The organism is Kitasatospora sp. NPDC034035, from assembly GCF_055575755.1.
In genome coordinates this window covers 240,870-257,616 of sequence record NZ_JBVISA010000009.1, presented here as the reverse complement: position 1 = coordinate 257,616, position 16,747 = coordinate 240,870, and the positions used below count along the sequence as shown (strand labels likewise).

16 protein-coding genes are annotated in these 16,747 nt (G+C 72.2%); 4 read left to right on the top strand and 12 right to left on the bottom strand.

The genetic code is table 11. The features are described 5' to 3' along the window. Window positions 1–13: 13 nt before the first annotated feature. The 5 genes from ACZ52J_RS15830 to map all read right to left on the bottom strand — a co-directional run bounded on the left by ACZ52J_RS15830 (window position 14) and on the right by map (window position 6,394). Window positions 14–2,401: a transglycosylase domain-containing protein gene (locus tag ACZ52J_RS15830; RefSeq protein WP_465619138.1), complete on the bottom strand. Its 2,388-nt coding sequence runs from the start codon at window positions 2,399–2,401 to the stop codon at window positions 14–16. Between the two features lie 278 nt (window positions 2,402–2,679). Continuing rightward, window positions 2,680–4,176 (bottom strand): alpha/beta hydrolase, encoded by a 1,497-nt coding sequence (locus ACZ52J_RS15825; protein WP_465619136.1) that lies wholly within the window; start codon window positions 4,174–4,176, stop codon window positions 2,680–2,682. Between the two features lie 191 nt (window positions 4,177–4,367). Then, window positions 4,368–4,793 carry an acyl-CoA thioesterase gene (locus tag ACZ52J_RS15820; protein WP_360491455.1) on the bottom strand — a complete coding sequence of 142 codons (426 nt, stop codon included), beginning with the start codon at window positions 4,791–4,793 and terminating at the stop codon, window positions 4,368–4,370. 89 nt (window positions 4,794–4,882) lie between these two features. Next, window positions 4,883–5,578, bottom strand: coding sequence for an HAD-IA family hydrolase (locus ACZ52J_RS15815; RefSeq protein ID WP_465619133.1), 696 nt, complete (start codon window positions 5,576–5,578; stop codon window positions 4,883–4,885). A 48-nt stretch (window positions 5,579–5,626) separates the two neighbouring features. After that, window positions 5,627–6,394 carry a type I methionyl aminopeptidase gene (gene map, locus ACZ52J_RS15810; protein WP_465619131.1) on the bottom strand — a complete coding sequence of 256 codons (768 nt, stop codon included), beginning with the start codon at window positions 6,392–6,394 and terminating at the stop codon, window positions 5,627–5,629. Between the two features lie 214 nt (window positions 6,395–6,608). Here map and ACZ52J_RS15805 point away from each other — a divergent pair, with 214 nt between their 5' ends. After that, complete coding sequence (locus tag ACZ52J_RS15805; protein ID WP_465619129.1) at window positions 6,609–7,124, top strand: LppU/SCO3897 family protein; 516 nt, start codon at window positions 6,609–6,611, stop codon at window positions 7,122–7,124. Between the two features lie 70 nt (window positions 7,125–7,194). Beyond that, entirely contained in the window at window positions 7,195–7,473 is a 279-nt protein-coding gene (locus ACZ52J_RS15800; protein ID WP_360491467.1) for a helix-turn-helix domain-containing protein, read from the top strand. A gap of 70 nt (window positions 7,474–7,543) precedes the next feature. On the opposite strand, the gene ACZ52J_RS15795 is transcribed toward ACZ52J_RS15800, so the two are convergent. From ACZ52J_RS15795 to ACZ52J_RS15785, 3 genes are all read right to left on the bottom strand, one after another. Beyond that, window positions 7,544–8,935 carry an ABC transporter substrate-binding protein gene (locus ACZ52J_RS15795; RefSeq protein WP_465619126.1) on the bottom strand — a complete coding sequence of 464 codons (1,392 nt, stop codon included), beginning with the start codon at window positions 8,933–8,935 and terminating at the stop codon, window positions 7,544–7,546. Between the two features lie 109 nt (window positions 8,936–9,044). Then, on the bottom strand, window positions 9,045–9,947 hold the full coding sequence (locus tag ACZ52J_RS15790) for a carbohydrate ABC transporter permease (RefSeq protein WP_465619124.1): 903 nt from the start codon (window positions 9,945–9,947) through the stop codon (window positions 9,045–9,047). Then, window positions 9,944–10,864 (bottom strand): carbohydrate ABC transporter permease, encoded by a 921-nt coding sequence (locus tag ACZ52J_RS15785; RefSeq protein WP_465619122.1) that lies wholly within the window; start codon window positions 10,862–10,864, stop codon window positions 9,944–9,946. The genes ACZ52J_RS15790 and ACZ52J_RS15785 overlap by 4 nt, the downstream gene beginning before the upstream one ends. A 237-nt stretch (window positions 10,865–11,101) precedes the next feature. On the opposite strand from ACZ52J_RS15785, the gene ACZ52J_RS15780 reads away from it, so the two are divergent. After that, window positions 11,102–11,929, top strand: a complete 828-nt coding sequence (locus ACZ52J_RS15780; RefSeq protein ID WP_465619120.1) for a hypothetical protein — start codon at window positions 11,102–11,104, stop codon at window positions 11,927–11,929. Window positions 11,930–11,941: 12 nt separating this feature from the next. Here the strand turns inward: ACZ52J_RS15780 and ACZ52J_RS15775 are convergent, their stop codons facing one another. From ACZ52J_RS15775 to ACZ52J_RS15765, 3 genes are all read right to left on the bottom strand, one after another. Then, window positions 11,942–12,703, bottom strand: coding sequence for an SDR family NAD(P)-dependent oxidoreductase (locus ACZ52J_RS15775; protein WP_465619118.1), 762 nt, complete (start codon window positions 12,701–12,703; stop codon window positions 11,942–11,944). Further along, window positions 12,700–14,238 carry an MFS transporter gene (locus ACZ52J_RS15770; protein ID WP_465619116.1) on the bottom strand — a complete coding sequence of 513 codons (1,539 nt, stop codon included), beginning with the start codon at window positions 14,236–14,238 and terminating at the stop codon, window positions 12,700–12,702. Before ACZ52J_RS15770 ends, ACZ52J_RS15775 begins: the two co-directional genes overlap by 4 nt. A gap of 100 nt (window positions 14,239–14,338) precedes the next feature. Further along, window positions 14,339–14,926 carry a TetR/AcrR family transcriptional regulator gene (locus ACZ52J_RS15765; RefSeq protein WP_465619114.1) on the bottom strand — a complete coding sequence of 196 codons (588 nt, stop codon included), beginning with the start codon at window positions 14,924–14,926 and terminating at the stop codon, window positions 14,339–14,341. A gap of 148 nt (window positions 14,927–15,074) precedes the next feature. On the opposite strand from ACZ52J_RS15765, the gene ACZ52J_RS15760 reads away from it, so the two are divergent. Beyond that, entirely contained in the window at window positions 15,075–15,557 is a 483-nt protein-coding gene (locus ACZ52J_RS15760) for a DoxX family protein (protein WP_465619112.1), read from the top strand. A 132-nt stretch (window positions 15,558–15,689) separates the two neighbouring features. On the opposite strand, the gene ACZ52J_RS15755 is transcribed toward ACZ52J_RS15760, so the two are convergent. Then, window positions 15,690–16,727 carry a translation initiation factor 2 gene (locus tag ACZ52J_RS15755; RefSeq protein ID WP_465619110.1) on the bottom strand — a complete coding sequence of 346 codons (1,038 nt, stop codon included), beginning with the start codon at window positions 16,725–16,727 and terminating at the stop codon, window positions 15,690–15,692. Window positions 16,728–16,747: the final 20 nt, after the last annotated feature.

Here is a 16,747-nt window from a genome sequence, read left to right as displayed (position 1 = left end):
GACCGGGCTTCGGCTACTGGTCCTCGGGGTCCGGCGGGGTGGACGGCGCGGAGCGGCCGGTCGGGTTGGCGCCGCGCGGCTTGGCCTGGCCGCCGTTGTTCCCGTTGTTGCCGTTGTTCCCGTTGTTGCCGTTGTTCCCGTTGTTGCCGTTGTTCCCGTTGTTGCCGTTGTTCCCGTTGGCCCCCGGGCTGCCGGTGGCCGGGGCGCCGGTGCAGGTGACCGGGTTCGGCGAGCCGCTGGGGGTGCTGCAGCCGGTGTCGCGCTTGGGCGGGTCCGGGATGTAGACGGTGGTGAACCGCTGCTCCGGCATGTTCCGGACCGCGTCGCTCATCGCCTGCTGCCAGATCGGCCCCGGGCCGGTCGCGCCGAACACCTCGGCCTGGTACTTGCCGCCGATCCGGATGTTGCGCATCGGCACCTTGGTGCCCGGGCTGCCCAGCCAGACCGAGCCGGCCAGGTTGCCCGTGTAGCCGGTGAACCAGGCCGACTTCTTCTCGTCCGTGGTACCGGTCTTGCCGGCGATCTGGCGGCCGTCGTCCAGGCCCAGGTCCCGGGCGGTGCCGCCCTTCTCGGTGACCCCGAGCAGCACGCTGTTGACCACGTCGGCGGTGTCCTCCGACATCACCTGGGTGCACTGGGCCGACGGCACCGGCACGTCCTTGCCGTCGACCGTGGTGATCCGGTTGATCGCCATCGGCGCGCAGTGGCTGCCCCGGGCGGCGAAGGTCGCGTACACGTTGGCCATGGTCAGCGGGCTGACCTCCTGGGTGCCGAGGCCGAGCGCGGGCACCTCCTGCAGCGGCGAGCCGTCCGCCTTGCCCGCCACGCCCAGCTTGTTGGCCATCTGCTTGACCGCGCAGAGGCCGATCTCCTGCTCCATCTGCACGAAGTAGGTGTTGACCGAGAGCGCCATGGCCTGCTTGAGCTCGTACGGGCCCTGCTCGGAGGCGCTCTCGTTGGGGATCGTCCCCTCCTTCTTGCCCTTGCTGAGGTTCTTCCAGGTGCCGTCGCAGGTCTTCATCGTCGGCCAGTCCATCCGGTTCGGCGCGTCGTACCGCTGGGTCGACGACAGTCCGGCCTCCAGGGCGGCGGCGGCCACGATCGGCTTGAAGTTGGAGCCGGGCTGGAAGCCGATGCCACCGCCCATCGCCGCGTCCACGTTGTAGTTGACGACGGTCTCGTTCTTCTCCTTGGCCAGGCCGTACGGGCGGGTCTGCGCCATCGCCAGGATCTTGCCGGTGCCGGGCTCGACCATCGTCATCGCGGCCGAGACCGGGTCGGTGACGTACACCTTGGTGGAGACGGCGTTCTGGGCGGCGGCCTGCTTCTCCGGGTCCAGGGTGGTGTAGATGTTGAGGCCGCCGGTGTCCCACAGCTTCGTGCGCTCGGCCGCGCTCTTGCCGAACGCCGGGTCCTGCTTGACGACGTGGCGCACGTAGTCGCAGAAGAAGCCCATGCCGGCCTTGGCGGTGATGCAACCGTTCTGCGGGTCCTTGTAGGTGAGGCCCAGCGGGGCGGCCTTCGCCTCCTTGGCCTGGTCCGCGGTGATGTGCTTGTTCTCCACCATCTTGTCGATGACGGTGTCGCGGCGCTTCTGGGCGGCCACCGGGTGCAGCTTCGGGTCGTACTGGGTGGGGTTCTGCACGAGCCCGGCGAGCATCGCCGCCTCGGGGAGGCTCAGGTCCTTGGCGTCCTTGCTGAAGTAGCGCTGCGCGGCGGCCTGGATGCCGTACGCCTGGTGGCCGTAGAAGGTGATGTTCAGGTAGTTGGTGAGGATCTGTTCCTTGCTCAGGTCCTCCTCCAGCTTGATGGCGTACCGGAGTTCCTGGATCTTGCGGCCGAGCGTCTTGCGCTGCGCCTCGCGCACCGCCTCCGGATCGTCCCCGGCCTTCTCCACGTTGACGTTCTTCACGTACTGCTGGGTCAGCGTGGAGGCGCCCTGGACGGTGGCGCCGCTCTCGGCGTTCTTGGTGACGGCCCGCAGGACGCCCTTGAGGTCCACCGCGCCGTGCTCGTAGAACCGGGCGTCCTCGATGTCCACCTGGGCCTGGCGGATCAGCGGGGACATCTGGTCGGCGGTGAGGACGGTGCGGTCGCGTTCGTAGACCTTGGCGATCAGACCGCCGTTGGCGTCGAAGATCTGGGTGGCCTGGGTGAGCGGCGGCGTCTTGAAGTCGTCGGGGATGCTCTCGAAGCCCTCGGCGCCGCTCTTCGCCCCGAGCCCGACCGCGCCGGCCGCCGGGAGGATCAGGCCTGCCAGCAGCACCCCGCCGAGGACGCTGGCGCCGAGGAACTTGGCCGCGTGGCGCAGGATCCCGATCGGGGTCTCACGGCGCCTCGGGCGCGGCACCCAGGTGTCGCCCGGGTCCGGGGAAGATATGCGGCGGCTCTTCGGTGACATAGATCGAACATTAAGGCCGTGAACACCCCGCGTGGGCGGGGTGTCGGCGAGGGATTGTCACAAAATCGCGACAGATTCGACTCATTCACGAGAGTCGAACGGACGTGCACGCAGGGACAAGGGCCGTTCGTCCACGGCCTGTTGGCCCCGCGTGCCACCCGGCGGGCTCGGACCGCGCCCGGCTCCCGCTCAGCAATTCCCCGGCCCGCGCCCGGCTTTCCGGTACCCGGCCCGCACCGGTCCCACGCTCACTCCGGGCACGCCCACTCCGCCCGCGCTCACTCCGCCGGGCAGAAGACGTCCTCGGCCGGGCGGCGGCCCGTCACCAGGTAGTCCGTCACCACCGCGTCGCCGCAGGCGTTCCCGTGGGCCACGTACGTCTCGTGGCCGCCCGAGTCCACCGCCACCATCCGGGCCCGCTGCCCGAACGCGGCGCGCAGCTTGAGCGCGCCGGTGTACGGGCTGTAGGGGTCGCGCAGGTTCTGGGCCAGCAGGACGTTCGCCGGGCCGCGGTCGGTCACCTTCACCGGCGGCTCGGCGGGCGCGGACGGCCAGAAGGCGCAGGGCGTCACGTTCGCCGGCATGCCCGCGGTGAGCGGACGGGCGGCACGCTCGGCGGCGACGTCCTTCACGTACGCGGCCGGGTCGGTGGGCCAGTTGACGTCGTTGCACAGCGTGCCGACCGAGACGGCGATGGTGTTCTGCATGACCTGCTCCGGCGGCGTCATCGGGGCGGGCAACGGGCGGCGACCGAGACCGGCCAGCATCAGCCGGGCCAGGTGCGGGAAGGCGGCGTCCGCGGACAGGCTCTGCATCATGGTCTCGCGCAGCACGTTTCCGTTCAGCTCGGCCGGCTCGGCCCCGGGCCAGGGCAGCGGAGCGCGGTCCAGGCGGGCGGCGAGGTCGAGGAAGAGCGGGCGGACCTCCTCGGGGGTGTCCGCGACCCGGTCCGGATTGCCGGGCGACGCCGCCCACTTGGCGAAGTCCGGGAAGCGGTCCTCGGCACCCTGGCCGAAGGCGGCGAGCCAGCCGCGCTCCACCCGGGTCGGGTTCGGGTCGTCGTTGCTGTCCAGCACGATCCGGTCGGTCCGCTGCGGGAACATGGTGGCGTAGACGGCACCCGCGTAGGTGCCGTACGAGACGCCCCAGGCGGAGAGCTTGCGCTCGCCGAGGGCCCCGCGGATGGCGTCGATGTCGCGGGCCTCGTTCGCGCTGGAGATGCTGCGCAGTACCGGGCCGCCGTTGCTGGCGCAGGCCTCGGCGAGGCGGCGCGCGTAGCCGACGTTGCCGTCGATCGAGCCGTCGGCGGCGGGCCAGGAGCGCAGCTTGACCATCGTCAGGTCGGAGCGGTCCAGGTCGCAGCTGACCGGGGTGGAGCGGCCGACGCCGCGCGGGTCGAAACCGACCAGGTCGAAGCGGTCCAGGACGGACTGCGGGAGGCGCTTGGCCGCGCTGCTCGGAACGTCCAGGCCGGAGCCGCCCGGTCCGCCGGGGATGGTCAGCAGGACACCGTGGCGCTGGCCCGGCCGGGCAGCGGGGATGCGGGAGATCGCGAGGGTGATCTGCTCGCCGTACGGGTCGCGGTAGTCCAGCGGGACGGTGACGGTGGCGCACCGCTGGCGCGGGTCCGCGTCGCCCTGGCAGGTGGTCCAGGTGAGGCGGTCCTTCCCGGCGTTCGGGGCGTCGGCGGAGGCGGGCAGGGCGGTCAGCGCGGTGACGGCGAGTGCGGCGGCCGCGGTCGCGGCGGCGGTGACGGTGATCGTGTTCTTCGGCATGCCCAAGAGTCTGCTGCGGCACCGCACTTGGCCCCATCCGGGCAGCGGGCCGGTCGGGGGTAGGGGAAACCCCCGTCCACCGGGTGGAGGCCGCAACCGGGTGCGGCCTCCGACGCCGGGGACCGGCGGATGGTGAGGGTGCCTCAGAGAGGATTCCGGCGGGCCGGCAGCGGGATGCGTCAGAGGGTGTGTCAGAGACCGAGCAGGGCCGGGTCGGCGGCGAGGGCGCGCAGCGGTTCGCGCGGGTCGGCGACCAGCCTGCGCCCGGCCAGGTCGAGGATGCCGCCGACGCCGGTGATCTCGGCGGCCAGCACGCCGTCCTCGCGGATCAGGCGCTGCACCACCTGGAAGGTCTTGCCGTCCCGCCAGGTAAACGAGCAGCTCACGTCCACCGAGTCGCCCGCGCGCAGCTCCCGCAGGTACTTGACCGTGGTCTCCAGGACGACCGGGCCGACGCCCTTGGCGACCAGGTCGGCCTGGCGGATCCCGGCCGCCTGGAGGTACTCCCAGCGGGCGTGCTCGGCGTACTGGAGGTAGACGGCCTGGTTGAGGTGGCCCTGGGTGTCGGTCTCGTACCCGCGGACGGTGATGCGGGTGGTGAAGTCCTGATCGGTCATGCCCGCACGCTACTCCTGGCAGCAGGGGTGCCACCTCGTGTCTTCCGTCACCCCGGACACGTCAATCGGGACCCGTCAATCCGGACCCGTCAGTCCGGCAGGGTCGCCGCCAGCGGTGCCAGGGCGTCCGGCCGTTGGTCGACGGGCAGGTGCTCGACCGGGTGGAAGCCGCAGCCGAGGGCGGTCGCGCCGCCGTCGCACGTCCGGTCGTCACCGACCATCAGCACGTCGGCCGGGGCCAGGCCGAGCCGGGCGCAGGCGGTCTCGAAGATCATCGGGTCGGGCTTCTGGGCGCCGATCTCGTAGGACAGGACGTACGTGTCGACCAGCTCGTCCAGCCCGTGGGCGCGGAAGACCGGGCGCAGGTCCCAGCCGATGTTGCTCACCACGGCGACCGGGACGCCCCGGCGGCGCAGCTCGCGCAGCACGGGGGCGGCGTCCGGGTAGGGGCGCCAGCTCGCGGGCGCCATGTGGGTCTCGTACAGGGCGTCCGCGTCGAGGCCGGCGGGCGGTTCGGCCGCGCGGGTCAGCGCGGTGTACGCGGCGCGGTGCAGCTCGGGGGTCAAGTCGCGGGTGTCCCATGCCTCCTGGACCTCCGGCGGGATCCGGCGCGGCGGCACACCCCCGGGTAGCGCCCCGAACTCCTCCAGCCGGTCCACCAGTTCGGCCTGCTCACGGGCGGGCAGGTCGAGGCCGGTGGCGGCGGTGAAGGCCGCCAGCCACTCGGCGGTGGAGACGACCCGGAAGAGGGTGCCGGAGAAGTCGAACATCACGCCTTTGGTCATGGCGTCGAGCCTAGCTGCGTGTTCGACGCGGCGAGGGGTCGTGAGGACTCAGCGCAGGGTGAGGATGCGCGGGCCGTCCTCGGTGATGGCGACGGTGTGCTCGATGTGGGCGGCGCGCGTGCCGTCGGTGGTGCGCAGGGTCCAGCCGTCCGGGTCGGTGTCGTAGTCGTCCCGGCCGCCGGCGATCAGCATCGGCTCGATGGCCAGCACCAGGCCCGGCCGCAACGGGTAACCCCGGCCCGGGCGGCCGACGTTGGACACATGCGGGTCCTCGTGCATGCGGCGGCCGATGCCGTGCCCGCCGAAGCCCTCCGGCGTGCCGAACCGTCCGCCTCGGATGACGCGGCCGATGGCGTGGGAGATGTCGCCGGTCCGGTTGCCGACCACGGCGGCGGCGATGCCGGCGTCCAGGGCGCGCCGGGTGGCGTCGATCAGCGCGGTGTCCTCGGGGCGGGCGGTGCCGACGGTGAAGCTGACGGCGGAGTCGCCGGCCCAACCGTCCAGCACCGCACCGCAGTCGATGCTCACCAGGTCGCCGTCGCACAGCCGGTAGCCGTTCGGGATGCCGTGCACGACGGCGTCGTTGACGGAGGCGCAGATGACGGCGGGGAACGGGACGGGCGCGAAGGACGGACGGTAGCCGAGGAACGGCGAACTCGCCCCGGCCGCGTTCAGTACGCCCCGTGCGACCTCGTCCAGCTCCAGCAGGCTGACGCCGACTGCCGCCGTCTCCCGCACGGCGGCCAGCGCGTCCGCCACCACCCGCCCGGCCTCGCGCATCGCCTCGAGGGCGGCGTCCGACTTGATTTCGACCATGGTGAACCACTCCCCTGGATCCAATTCTTATACCGGTATTTGTATCACGGTCGATGGTGGACGAGCATCCACCCGGCACGTGCCGCGAGGAAGCCGGCGGCGGGGCGGGGCGGCGGCCGCAGACGGCCTGCCAGGGAATATGTGGCGATCGGGTGGCTCGCGATCCGCTAGTGTTCGGCCGCGCAATCCGATGATCTGACCATGAGGAACCCACGTGACGACCCCGCCGACCGCCCCCGTCGACGAGACCCCCCAGCCTGCCGAGCCGCTCCCCCAGCAGCCCGAGGGCGCCGAACTCCCCGCCCCGGCCGAGCTCCCCGCCCCCGCCGAGCCCTCGCGGCTCCGCCGGATCACCCGCCGCGTGGGAGGCCCGCTCCTCCTGGTCGCGCTGATCACGGGCGGCCTGATCGTCGCCAACTTCGCCAGCAAGTCCGAGCCGGAAGCCGCCCAGGCCGGGGACTGCGTGCACGACATCGGCCACGGTTCCAAGCCGAAGATGGAGCTCGTGACCTGCACCAAGCCCACCGCCGACTACAAGGTCACCAAGGTCGTCCACGACGGTGGCGCCCAGGCCGCGTGCGACTCCGAGGCGGATGACGTCTTCGGCTCCTACTCCGAGGAGCGCAACACCACCGTCGTCATCCTCTGCCTGGCCCTGAACCGCGACCGGCCGGGCGGCCCGGCCGACCTCCCCAACTGGCCCGCCGACTCCACCGCGCCGAAGCCCTAGGGTCCGTCTTCGAGCCCCCGTCGTCCGGCCACGGGCCGGAGTCCGAGCCACAGGCCCTAGACTCTGGGGCATGGTGAGGACTCCGCTGACCCCGTGGGAGCACGCGCGTGGGGAGCGCTTCGGGGCGCTGCTGCGCGAAGCGCGTGGTGAGCGCAGCATGGTCGAGGTGGCGGCGGTGGCCGGTGTCTCGGCGGAAACGCTGCGCAAGATCGAGACGGGGCGGGCGCCGACCCCGTCGTTCTTCACCATCGCGGCGCTGGCCTTCGCGCTCGACCTGTCGCTCGACGAGCTCGCCTCCGCCTGCGCGGTGCCGGCGGACGGCGAGCACGGCGAGGCGCTCTCGGCATGACGGACGACGGCCCGCCCGGCGCGTGGTGCGCGGGGCGGGCCGTCGTCCTGGCCGTGGCCTTGGTGCTGGTTCAGCCGACCGAGCTGTTGTAGCTCTCGATCGCCGGCTGCAGCTCCTTGGCCGCGTCGGCCAGCGCCTGCTGGGCCGACTTGCTGCCCGAGATGGCCTGCTCGATCGCGGTCTCCACGCCCTTGCGGGCCTGCGGCATCACGCCGAGCAGGCAGCCGGCGGTGGCCGGGGTGGGCTTGGTGGTCTTCAGCTGGTCGATCGCGGTCTGGAACTGCGGGTACTTGGCCACCCACTCCTTGTCCTTGGGGTCGTCCAGGGACTTCGTGTTGACCGGGAAGTAGCCGGTGCCGGTGTGCCAGACGGCCTGCTGCTCGGGGGCCGTCACGAACTTCTCGAACTCCCAGGCGGCGCGCTTCTCGGCGTCCGAGTGGCCGGGGCCGCTGATCCACAGCGAGGCGCCGCCGATCGCCGGGCCGCCCTGGTCGGCGGCGGTGACCTTCGGGAAGGCCGCGGTGCCGACGCCGAACTTCGCCGCCTCGGTGTAGCCGCGCAGCACGCCGGTGGACTCCAGGTGCATCGCGACGGTGCCGGCCTTGAAGGCGGCCTGGGCGTCGTCGGTGGTGCGGCCGGTGTTGGCCGCGTAGCCGCCCTTGACCAGGTCGGCCCACCACTGGACGATCCGGGCGCCCTGCGCGGAGTCGAACACGACCTTGCCGGCCTTGTTGCTGCGGCCGTTGTCGTTGTCGCAGTACATGGAGCCGGACTCGGCCAGCAGCTGCTCGACGAACCAGCCGTAGATGGCGGCGCCGAAACCGTAGCGGACGGTCTTGCCGTCGGCGTCCTTCTTGGTCAGCTTCTTCGCCAGCTCGCCCAGCTCGTTGAGGTCCTTGGGCGGCTGGGCCGGGTCGAGGCCGGCCTCCTTGAAGGCGTCGGTGTTCAGGTAGAGCAGCGGCATCGAGGAGTTGAACGGCATCGACTGGAGCTTGCCGCCGACCGAGTAGTAGTTGCGGATGTTGGCGTCCAGGTCGTCCAGCGCGTAGCCGTCCTTGTCGGCGAAGGCCTGGGCGGGGACGGTCTGCTTGGAGTCGATCATGAACCGGGTGCCGATGTCGTAGACCTGCACCAGGGCGGGCGTGCCCTTCTGCTGCACCGAGGCCTTGTACTTGGTGACCAGCTCGTCGTACTTGCCCTGGAACTGCGCCTTGACCTCGATCTTGCCCTGGTGCGCGGCGTTGAACTGGTCGACCAGCCCGGTGAGCACCTCGGCGTTCTTGCCGGTCATCGAGTGCCAGAACTCGACGCTGGTGACGCCGGAGGCCTGGTCGAGGGCCTGGGCGCCGGGCGCGGCGGCGTCGTTGGAGCCGCCGGAGCCGGAGCCACCGGAGGAACTGCAGGCGGTCAGGGACAGGCCGGCCACCAGCAGGGCCGCGAGCGCGCGTGCACTCTTCTTCACGAGGGTTCTCTCTCTGGTAGGAGGGGGCGCACGTCGACAGGACGGACGCGGGCAGGACGGACGCGGGCGGGACGGACGTGGGCGGGACGGACGTGGGCGGGACGGAGGGTCAGCGCACCGCGCCCGCGGTGAGGCCGCGGACGATGAAGCGCTGGCCGAAGACCACCAGGGCGAGGGTGGGCAGCAGGGAGAGCACGACGCCGGCCAGGATCAGCCCGGGGTCGGCCATCTCGGAGTCGCGCAGCGAGGTGAGGCCGATCTGCAGGGTCTGCATGTTCGCCGTGCGGGTGATGATCAGCGGCCAGAAGTACTGGTTCCAGGCGGAGAGGAAGACGTAGATCGACAGCGCCGCGAGCGCGGGCTTGTTGAGCGGGACGACGATCCGCCACAGGAACCGCCAGTGGCCGGCGCCGTCGATCCGGGCGGCGTCGCGCAGTTCGCCGGGCAGCTGGCGGAAGGCCTGGCGCAGCATGAAGGTGCCGAAGCCGGAGGCCAGGAAGGGTAGCACCAGGCCGAAGTAGGTGTTGCCGAGACCCCAGCCGGACAGCGTCAGGTAGTTGGGGATGATGATGGCCTCCCACGGGACCATCAGCGTCGCCAGGAACACCCCGAACACCGCGGCCCGGGCCTTCAGCGGCAGGAAGACGAAGGCGTACGCGGCCAGGATCGAGGTGAACAGCTGGGCGAGGGTGATGGCGGTGGCCACGATCGCCGAGTTGGCGTACTGGCGGGCCAGCGGGATCGCGTCCACGGCGCCGGAGAAGTTCCGTCCGGTGACCGAGTGCGGTACCAGCGCGGGCGGGTACGAGGAGAGTTCGGACGGGCCCATGAAGGCGCCGGCGATCGCGTAGTACACCGGGAAGGCCACGGTGACGACGGCGACGGCAAGCAGTAGGTAGACCGCGGCGCGGCCGAGCAGGTCGCGCGGGGAGCGCCCGGCGAGGGGGCGGGTGCGCGGGCGGGGCGCCTTCGACGCCTCGGGCGCCTCGGCTCCGGTGGCGATGGTGGTCATGCGTAGTGCACCTTCCGCTCCAGGACGCCGAACTGGACGGCCGTGCAGGCGAGGACGACCACGAGCAGCACCACGGCCTGGGCGCTCGCGGTGCCGAAGTCGCTGGAGCCGTAGGCGAAGGCCTTCTCGTAGACGGAGTAGACGAGGGTCCGGGTGGAGCCGTCCGGCCCGCCCTTGGTGAGGATGTGGATCTGGCCGAAGCTCTGCAGCGCGTGGACGGTGGAGACCACGGTCAGGAAGAACAGGTTCGGGCCGAGCATCGGGATGGTGATCGAGCGGGCCAGCCGCAGGCCCGACGCGCCGTCGATGCGGGCCGCCTCCACGATCTCGCCCGGGATCGAGCCGATGCCGGCGGACAGCACCAGCACGTTGTAGCCGAGGTTCATCCAGACCGTGGTGACGGCCACCGACACCAGCGCGTACCGGGAGTCGGTCAGCCAGCCGATCGGGCCGAGGCCGACGTGCGAGAGCAGGCCGTTGAGCACCCCGCTGGCCGGGTTGAAGAACACCGCGAAGACCACCGACGCGCTGGCCACCGAGAAGGCGAAGGGCAGCGCGAAGGCGGAGCGCAGCAGTCGCACGCCCCGGATCCGGTTCTCCAGGAGCAGCACCAGCGCCAGCGCGCCGAGCACCCCGGGCACCACGGTGAGCACGGTGAACAGCCCCGTGGTGACGAGGGTGCGGCGGAAGTCCGCCGAGGTCAGCAGGTCGGTGTAGTGCTTCGTCCCGACGAAGCGGGAGGGCGCGCCGAAGAGGTCGTTGGCGTGCCCGCTCAGGTAGATCGTCCGTCCCAGCGGGTAGCCGATGAAGAGGACGAAGACCACCAGGGAGGGCAGCAGGAAGGCCCAGGCGAGCCCGTGTTCTCCCCAGCGGCTTCGGCGGCCCACCCGGGGCGCGGTGTGCGGTGCGGTCGGCATGCGGTGCGCGTCCGCCTTTCGTGATGTCGGTTCCGGCCGAAACCGTGTCTTGCCCACACGACGCGGCGGGAACCTCGTGGTGATCAACGGGTGTCACCCGGATTACGCGTTCGCGTCAGATTCGGCCGGTCGTGCCCGGACGGGCTCCCGGACGGCGGTTGAGCGGTTCACCGCGTTGTCGGAGGGGTGTCGTACGGTGCGCGGGTGGACGAAACGGAATTCGACATACGGGCCGCAATGGCCGAAAGTTTGCGCTGCCGCGCGGGCTCCTGGGCACTCGTCAGGGGCTTCGCCGCGTACTGGGGCGAGCCACTCGGGCCGGACGACGGCTTCTCGGACGCCGAACTCGACGCCGCCGAACAGCGGCTGGGCCTGCGGCTGCCGACGGCGCTGCGCGAGGCGTACCGGCTGTTCGGCCGGCGGGCGGACCTGACCAGCAACCAGGACGTGCTGCTGACGCCGGACGAACTGTTCGTACTCGATGGGGCGCTGGTCTACCGGGCGGAGAACCAGGGCTGCGCGCACTGGGGCGTGCTGCTGACCGACCTCGAGCGGGAGGGCGTCGAGCGGGAGGGCGTCGGCCACGAGCGGGAGGGCGTCGAGCAGGAGGGCGTCGGCCACGAGCGGGAGGGCGTCGAGCAGGAGGGCGTCGGCCACGAGCGGGAGGGCGCCGAGCAGGAGGGCGTCGGCCACGAGCAGGAGGGCGCCGACCGCGACAGCCTCGACCACAAGGACCCGCCGACGGTGATCCGGCCGGACCTCGCCGACAAGTCGGCGGAGCGGTGGGAGCCCTGGGAGGAGCGCTTCTCGACGGCGGCCGCGGTGATGGCGATGACGGAGAAGCTACTGGAGGACCACGAGCTGACCGACGTCATCGAGTCGGAGGACGAACTTCCCGCCGGTTTCCGCGAGTTGCCCGCACTCGGCCGGAACTGCCGCTGGTACCAGGGGCCGGACGTGCTGGTCGGGGTGGTCGAGGACGCCTGGATGACGGCCCGGGCACGCACCCCGCAGGCGCTGGAGGCGCTGTACGAGGCGGTGCCCGGGGACTGGCTGGGCGAGTAGGCCCGGCGGCGGTCAGGCGGTGGCGCCGCCGTCCAGCACCAGGTCGGCGCCGACGGTGTAGCCCGCCTCGGGCGAGGCGAGGTAGAGCACGGCGGCGGCGATCTCCTCGACCGCGCCGGCCCGGCCGAGCGGGACCTGGGCCTTCATCCGCTCACCCTTGTCGGCGGCGCTCTCGCCGGGGCGGGAGGACATGGGGGTGTCCACCGGGCCGGGGCTCACCAGGTTGATCCGCACGCCCTCGGCGATGTGGTCGAGGGCGGCGGCGCGGGTCAGTGCGGTGACGGCGGCCTTGCTGGCGGCGTAGGCGCCGATGCCGGCGATCCGCCGGTGGGCACCGACATTGGAGGAGACGTTGACGATCGCGCCGCCGCCGTGGGCCCGCAGGTGGCCGATCTGGTGCTGCATCGCGAGCAGGGTGCCGGTGACGTTGATGTCGATCACCCGCTGCCACTCGGCCTCGTCGATGTCGGCGACCGGGCCGAGGGCGCCGAGCACCCCGGCGTTGTTGACGGCGACGTCCAGCCCGCCGAACCGCTCGACCGTCTCGCGGACCAGCCGAGCGGCGTCCTCACTGTTCGTCACGTCGCCGGTCAGCGCGACCGCCTTGCCGCCGGCTTGCTCGATCAGCTCGACGGTCTCGGCGAGCGGGCCCGCGGAGCGGCCGGCGACCGCGACCCGGGCGCCCTCCTGGGCGAAGGCGAGCGCGATGGCCCGTCCGATGCCGCTGCCGCCACCGGTGACGAGGACGGACTTGTCGGCGAAACGCGTGGTCATGAGGTGAACTCCTTGATCCGAGTGGTGCGTTCTGACGCGGTGCTGGTTCGTTCCGGTGCGGTGGTGCTTGGCTCCGGTGCGGTGGTGCTTGGCTCCGGCGCGGTGGTGCTTGGCTCCGGCGCGGTGGTGCTTGGTTCCGGTCCGGTGGTGATGCGATCCGGTGCGGTGGTGCTTGGTTCCGGCGCGCTGGTGGTTCGGGACAGGGCGGCGACCGCGACGGCGGTGAGTGCCAGCCCGGCGGCGGCCGCCGCGAAGGCCGTGGCGTATCCGCCGACGACGCTCGCGCGGGTGGCGGCGAGCGCCATCAGGGCGGCCAACCCGGCGGTGGGGCCGAGCTCCATGGCCGTGTTGTACACGCCCGCGGCCAGGCCGGTCCGCTCGGGGGCCACCCCGCCGGTGGCGAGGACGGCCGCTCCGGCGAAGGCCGCGGCGGCTCCGGCGGGCAGCAGGAGCAGTCCGGGCAGCAGCCCGAGGGTGTACCCGCTGCCGGGAGCGAGGCCCGCGAGCAGGGCGAGTCCGGCACCCGCCACGGCGAGCCCGCCGGCAGTGACCGGCGCCGGGCCGTACCGGACGGTCAGCGGGCCGGCCAGGCGGCCGGACAGCAGCAGGGCGGCCGCGTACGGCAGGAAGGCCGCGGAGGTGGCGGCGGCGCTCCAGCCGCGCTGCTGCTGGAGGTAGAGCGAGAGCAGGACGAAGGTCAGCGTGGTGCCGGCGGCGGTCACCATGACGGCGGCGAGCGCGACGGCGCGGCGCCGGTCGGCCAGGAAACCGGGCGGCAGCAGCGGGTCGGCGGTGCGGCGTTCGGCGGCGGCGAAGGCGAGCAGCAGGGCGAGTCCGGCGAGCAGTGGCCCGTACACCTCGGGGTCGGCCCAGCCGTCGGTGGACGCGACCAGGGCGTAGCTCGCCGCGCAGACACCGGCGGTGGCGAGGGCCGCGCCGCGCAGGTCCAGGGCCGGGCGGCGCCCGGCGGGGGTGGCGGCGGGCAGCGTGCCGGAGCGGGCGAGTCCGGTGAGGGCGACCAGGACGGGCACCGCGAACAGCCAGCGCCAGGAGACCGCGGCGGCGACCGCGCCGGACAGCACACTGCCGACGGTGGCGCCGAGCACCGACAGGCCGCCCCAGGTGGCCATCGCCCGTCGGTAGGCGGCGGGTTCGGGGTGGAGCACGCGGACCACCGCGACCGCCGCCGGGGCGGTGAGGGCCGCGCCGGCGCCCTGGACGAGGCGGCTCGCGAGCAGGACGGGGTAGCCGGGCGCGAGGGCGCAGGCGATCGAGGCGGCGCCGAGCAGGAGCAGGCCCGCTCGGAGGATCCGGCGCCCGCCGTGACGGTCGGCCAGCCGACCGCCGAGGAGGAGCAGGGAGCTGAAGGTGAGCCCGTAGGAGGCGCTGAGCAGCAGCACTCCGGACGGGCCGAGCCCGAACTCCCGGGCCACCAGTGGCAGCGGAACGGTGAGGATCGTGATCGTGAAGATCAGCACCGCCTGTACGACGCCCAGCAGTGCGAATCCGAACCGACCCGCCGTAGCGGCACTCATGAGAACCTCCCCTTCTCTATAAAGACCGTTCGGTCCAGATTATGAACAGCAGAGGACGCGACCGGTCAGGCCTCGGCCGCCGGTCGTCAGTCGCCGGCCGTCACCTCGGGTCCAGCAGCGTGAGCGCCTGCTCGGCGGCGTCCCCCACCCGGGCCGCGCCGTCGGCGGTCTTGCCCATCACCCGCATGCCCTGCATCAGCACCATCAGCATCCGGGCGAGCGCCCGGGGCTCCCGCCCAGCGGGCAGTTCGCCCTGCGCCTCGGCCCGCACCAGGGCGGCGGTCAGCACCGTCTCCAGGTGGGCGAGGCTGGCTCCCACCCGGCGGGCCGCCGAGGGGTCGTGCGGGGCGAGTTCGACGGCGGTGTTGATGACGAAGCAGCCGCGCTCCCGCCGGCCCCCGGCCGACTCCGCCGCGTACCGCCGCACCAGCGCCCGGACGGCCGGCAGCACCGGACCGGGCTGGGACAGCTCCGCCAGCAGCACCGGGTCGGTCTGCTCGGCGTACCGCTCCAGCGCCCGCAGGTAGAGCTCGTGCTTACTGCCGAAGGTGGCGTAGATGCTGGCCCGGGCGATGCCGAGGCGCTCGACCAGGTCGGCCATCGAGGTGGCCTCGTAGCCGCGCTGCCAGAACAGCTCGAGGGCCGCCTGCAGTACCGCGTCCGGGTCGAATTCCTTCGTTCTGGCCATGTCGCACACCCTAGCCAGTTCAAGAATGATCGGTCAAGAAAAGCCGAGCTCCGACCCGCGCCGAACATCTGACAGGGCATTGCCAAGTGGACTAGACCAAGGCTAGCCTTACCGCCCCATCCCTCCTCCCCACAGGAGGCGTTCCGGCATGTCCGCACACTTCCCCACCACCCCCCGCCAGGCCGCCGAGGCCGCCAGACCCGTGGTGCTGACGGCCTTTCGGATCGTCGTCGGCCTGCTCTTCGCCTGCCACGGCGCCGCCTCGCTCTTCGGCGTCCTGGGCGGCGCCAAGGGCGGCGGCACCCTCCCGCTCGGCCAGTGGCCCGGCTGGTGGGCTGCCCTGATCCAACTCGTCGGCGGCGCCCTGGTCCTGCTCGGCGCCGGCACCCGGTCGGCCGCCCTGCTCTGCTCCGGCTCCATGGCCTACGCCTACTTCACCGTCCACCAGGAACACGCGCTGCTGCCGCTGCAGAACGGGGGCGAGGCCTCGGTCATGTTCTGCTGGGCGTTCCTCACCATCGCCGTGCTCGGCTCCGGCCCGTACGCCCTGGACCGCGCCCTGACCCGCCGCTCCGCCGCCGGCGCACCGGCCGAACCGGCCCCGGCCGAAGCCCCGAGCACCACGACCTGAGCCCAGCCCCGACGGTGCGGAAGTCACCCGCACGGGAGGACGACCGCCCCTGGTCCCGAGCCGCACAACCCCCCGGCGGCCGCGGCTGCTTTCGGCCGGCCGCGGCCCCGGCCGGCCGAGACGGCGCACCGATCAGGCGGGCCCGCTTGCTCCCCCCGTGTCGGCGAGTGCGGCCACGGCGCGGTCAATGGCCTTCTCCACCCCTATCCGCCCCTTACCCGCGTCGCCGAGCCGCCGCGTCATCAGGCGGACCAGCCCGTGGTGGAACAGGGCCGGGCCGCAGGCCGTCCAACGGCCCCGGACCTCGGGACTGAGCATGAACGCCAGCACGTCGTCGGGCTCGGCCGGGACGAAGCGGAACTCGCTGTGCTCCCACTTGTCGTCGATGCCCCTGCTCCACCGGTCGCGCAGCTGCTCCTCGCTGAGATCCGGCAGCACGGCCAGGAAGAACGCGGCCCACTGGTGCAGCTCGGTGTCCATCGCGAAGGAGAGCAGCTCCAGCTCGCAGCGGTCGTCCTCGTGGACGGCCAGCTCCTCACGCAGGGCACGGCGGGCGGCACCGAAGAGGTCGGGCACCCCGTCCTTGAGGTCGTGCCGCCCGGACAGCCCCTCGTTGGCCGAGGAGTTCCAGTTCCCGGCGTTCATGCCGACGGTCGCGCTGCGCCGGGAGAACAGCATCTTCTGGTCGCGGCCCGTCACGACGGCCACATTGGCGCCGAAGCTGGCGGAGAGGAAGCCGTTGACGAGGATGGGGTCCTGGCCGTCCAGGTAGTGCTCCCGCAGCGTCCTTCCCGCGCCTTCGCCGTCCTCCAGGGCCCGATCCAGCTGCTGGGCGGCGAGGAAGGTGAAGTAGTCGGCCGACGAGAACCTGATCTCCACGATCGGGTCCTCGCGGTCGTCGCTGCGGGTGACGGCCACCGTCTCCACCGCGAACAGCGGATGGTTCCAGCGCCGGTCACGGCCCGCCACCGCACGGGTGCGCTGCTCGTCCTCGATCTCCTGGCGCCAGCGCCGCACCTCCTCCGGCACGAACACGGGATCGTCGGCCTCGTAGTAGATCCTGAGGTTCCGCTCGCTGATGGGCCGGGTGCCGTCCCCTTCGTAGACGTAACAGGTGGTGCGCAGTGGCCCGATACGGAAGTGCTCCCGGTCGCGCAAGGGTTCCCCCATCCGTCAATCCGCTTCTGATA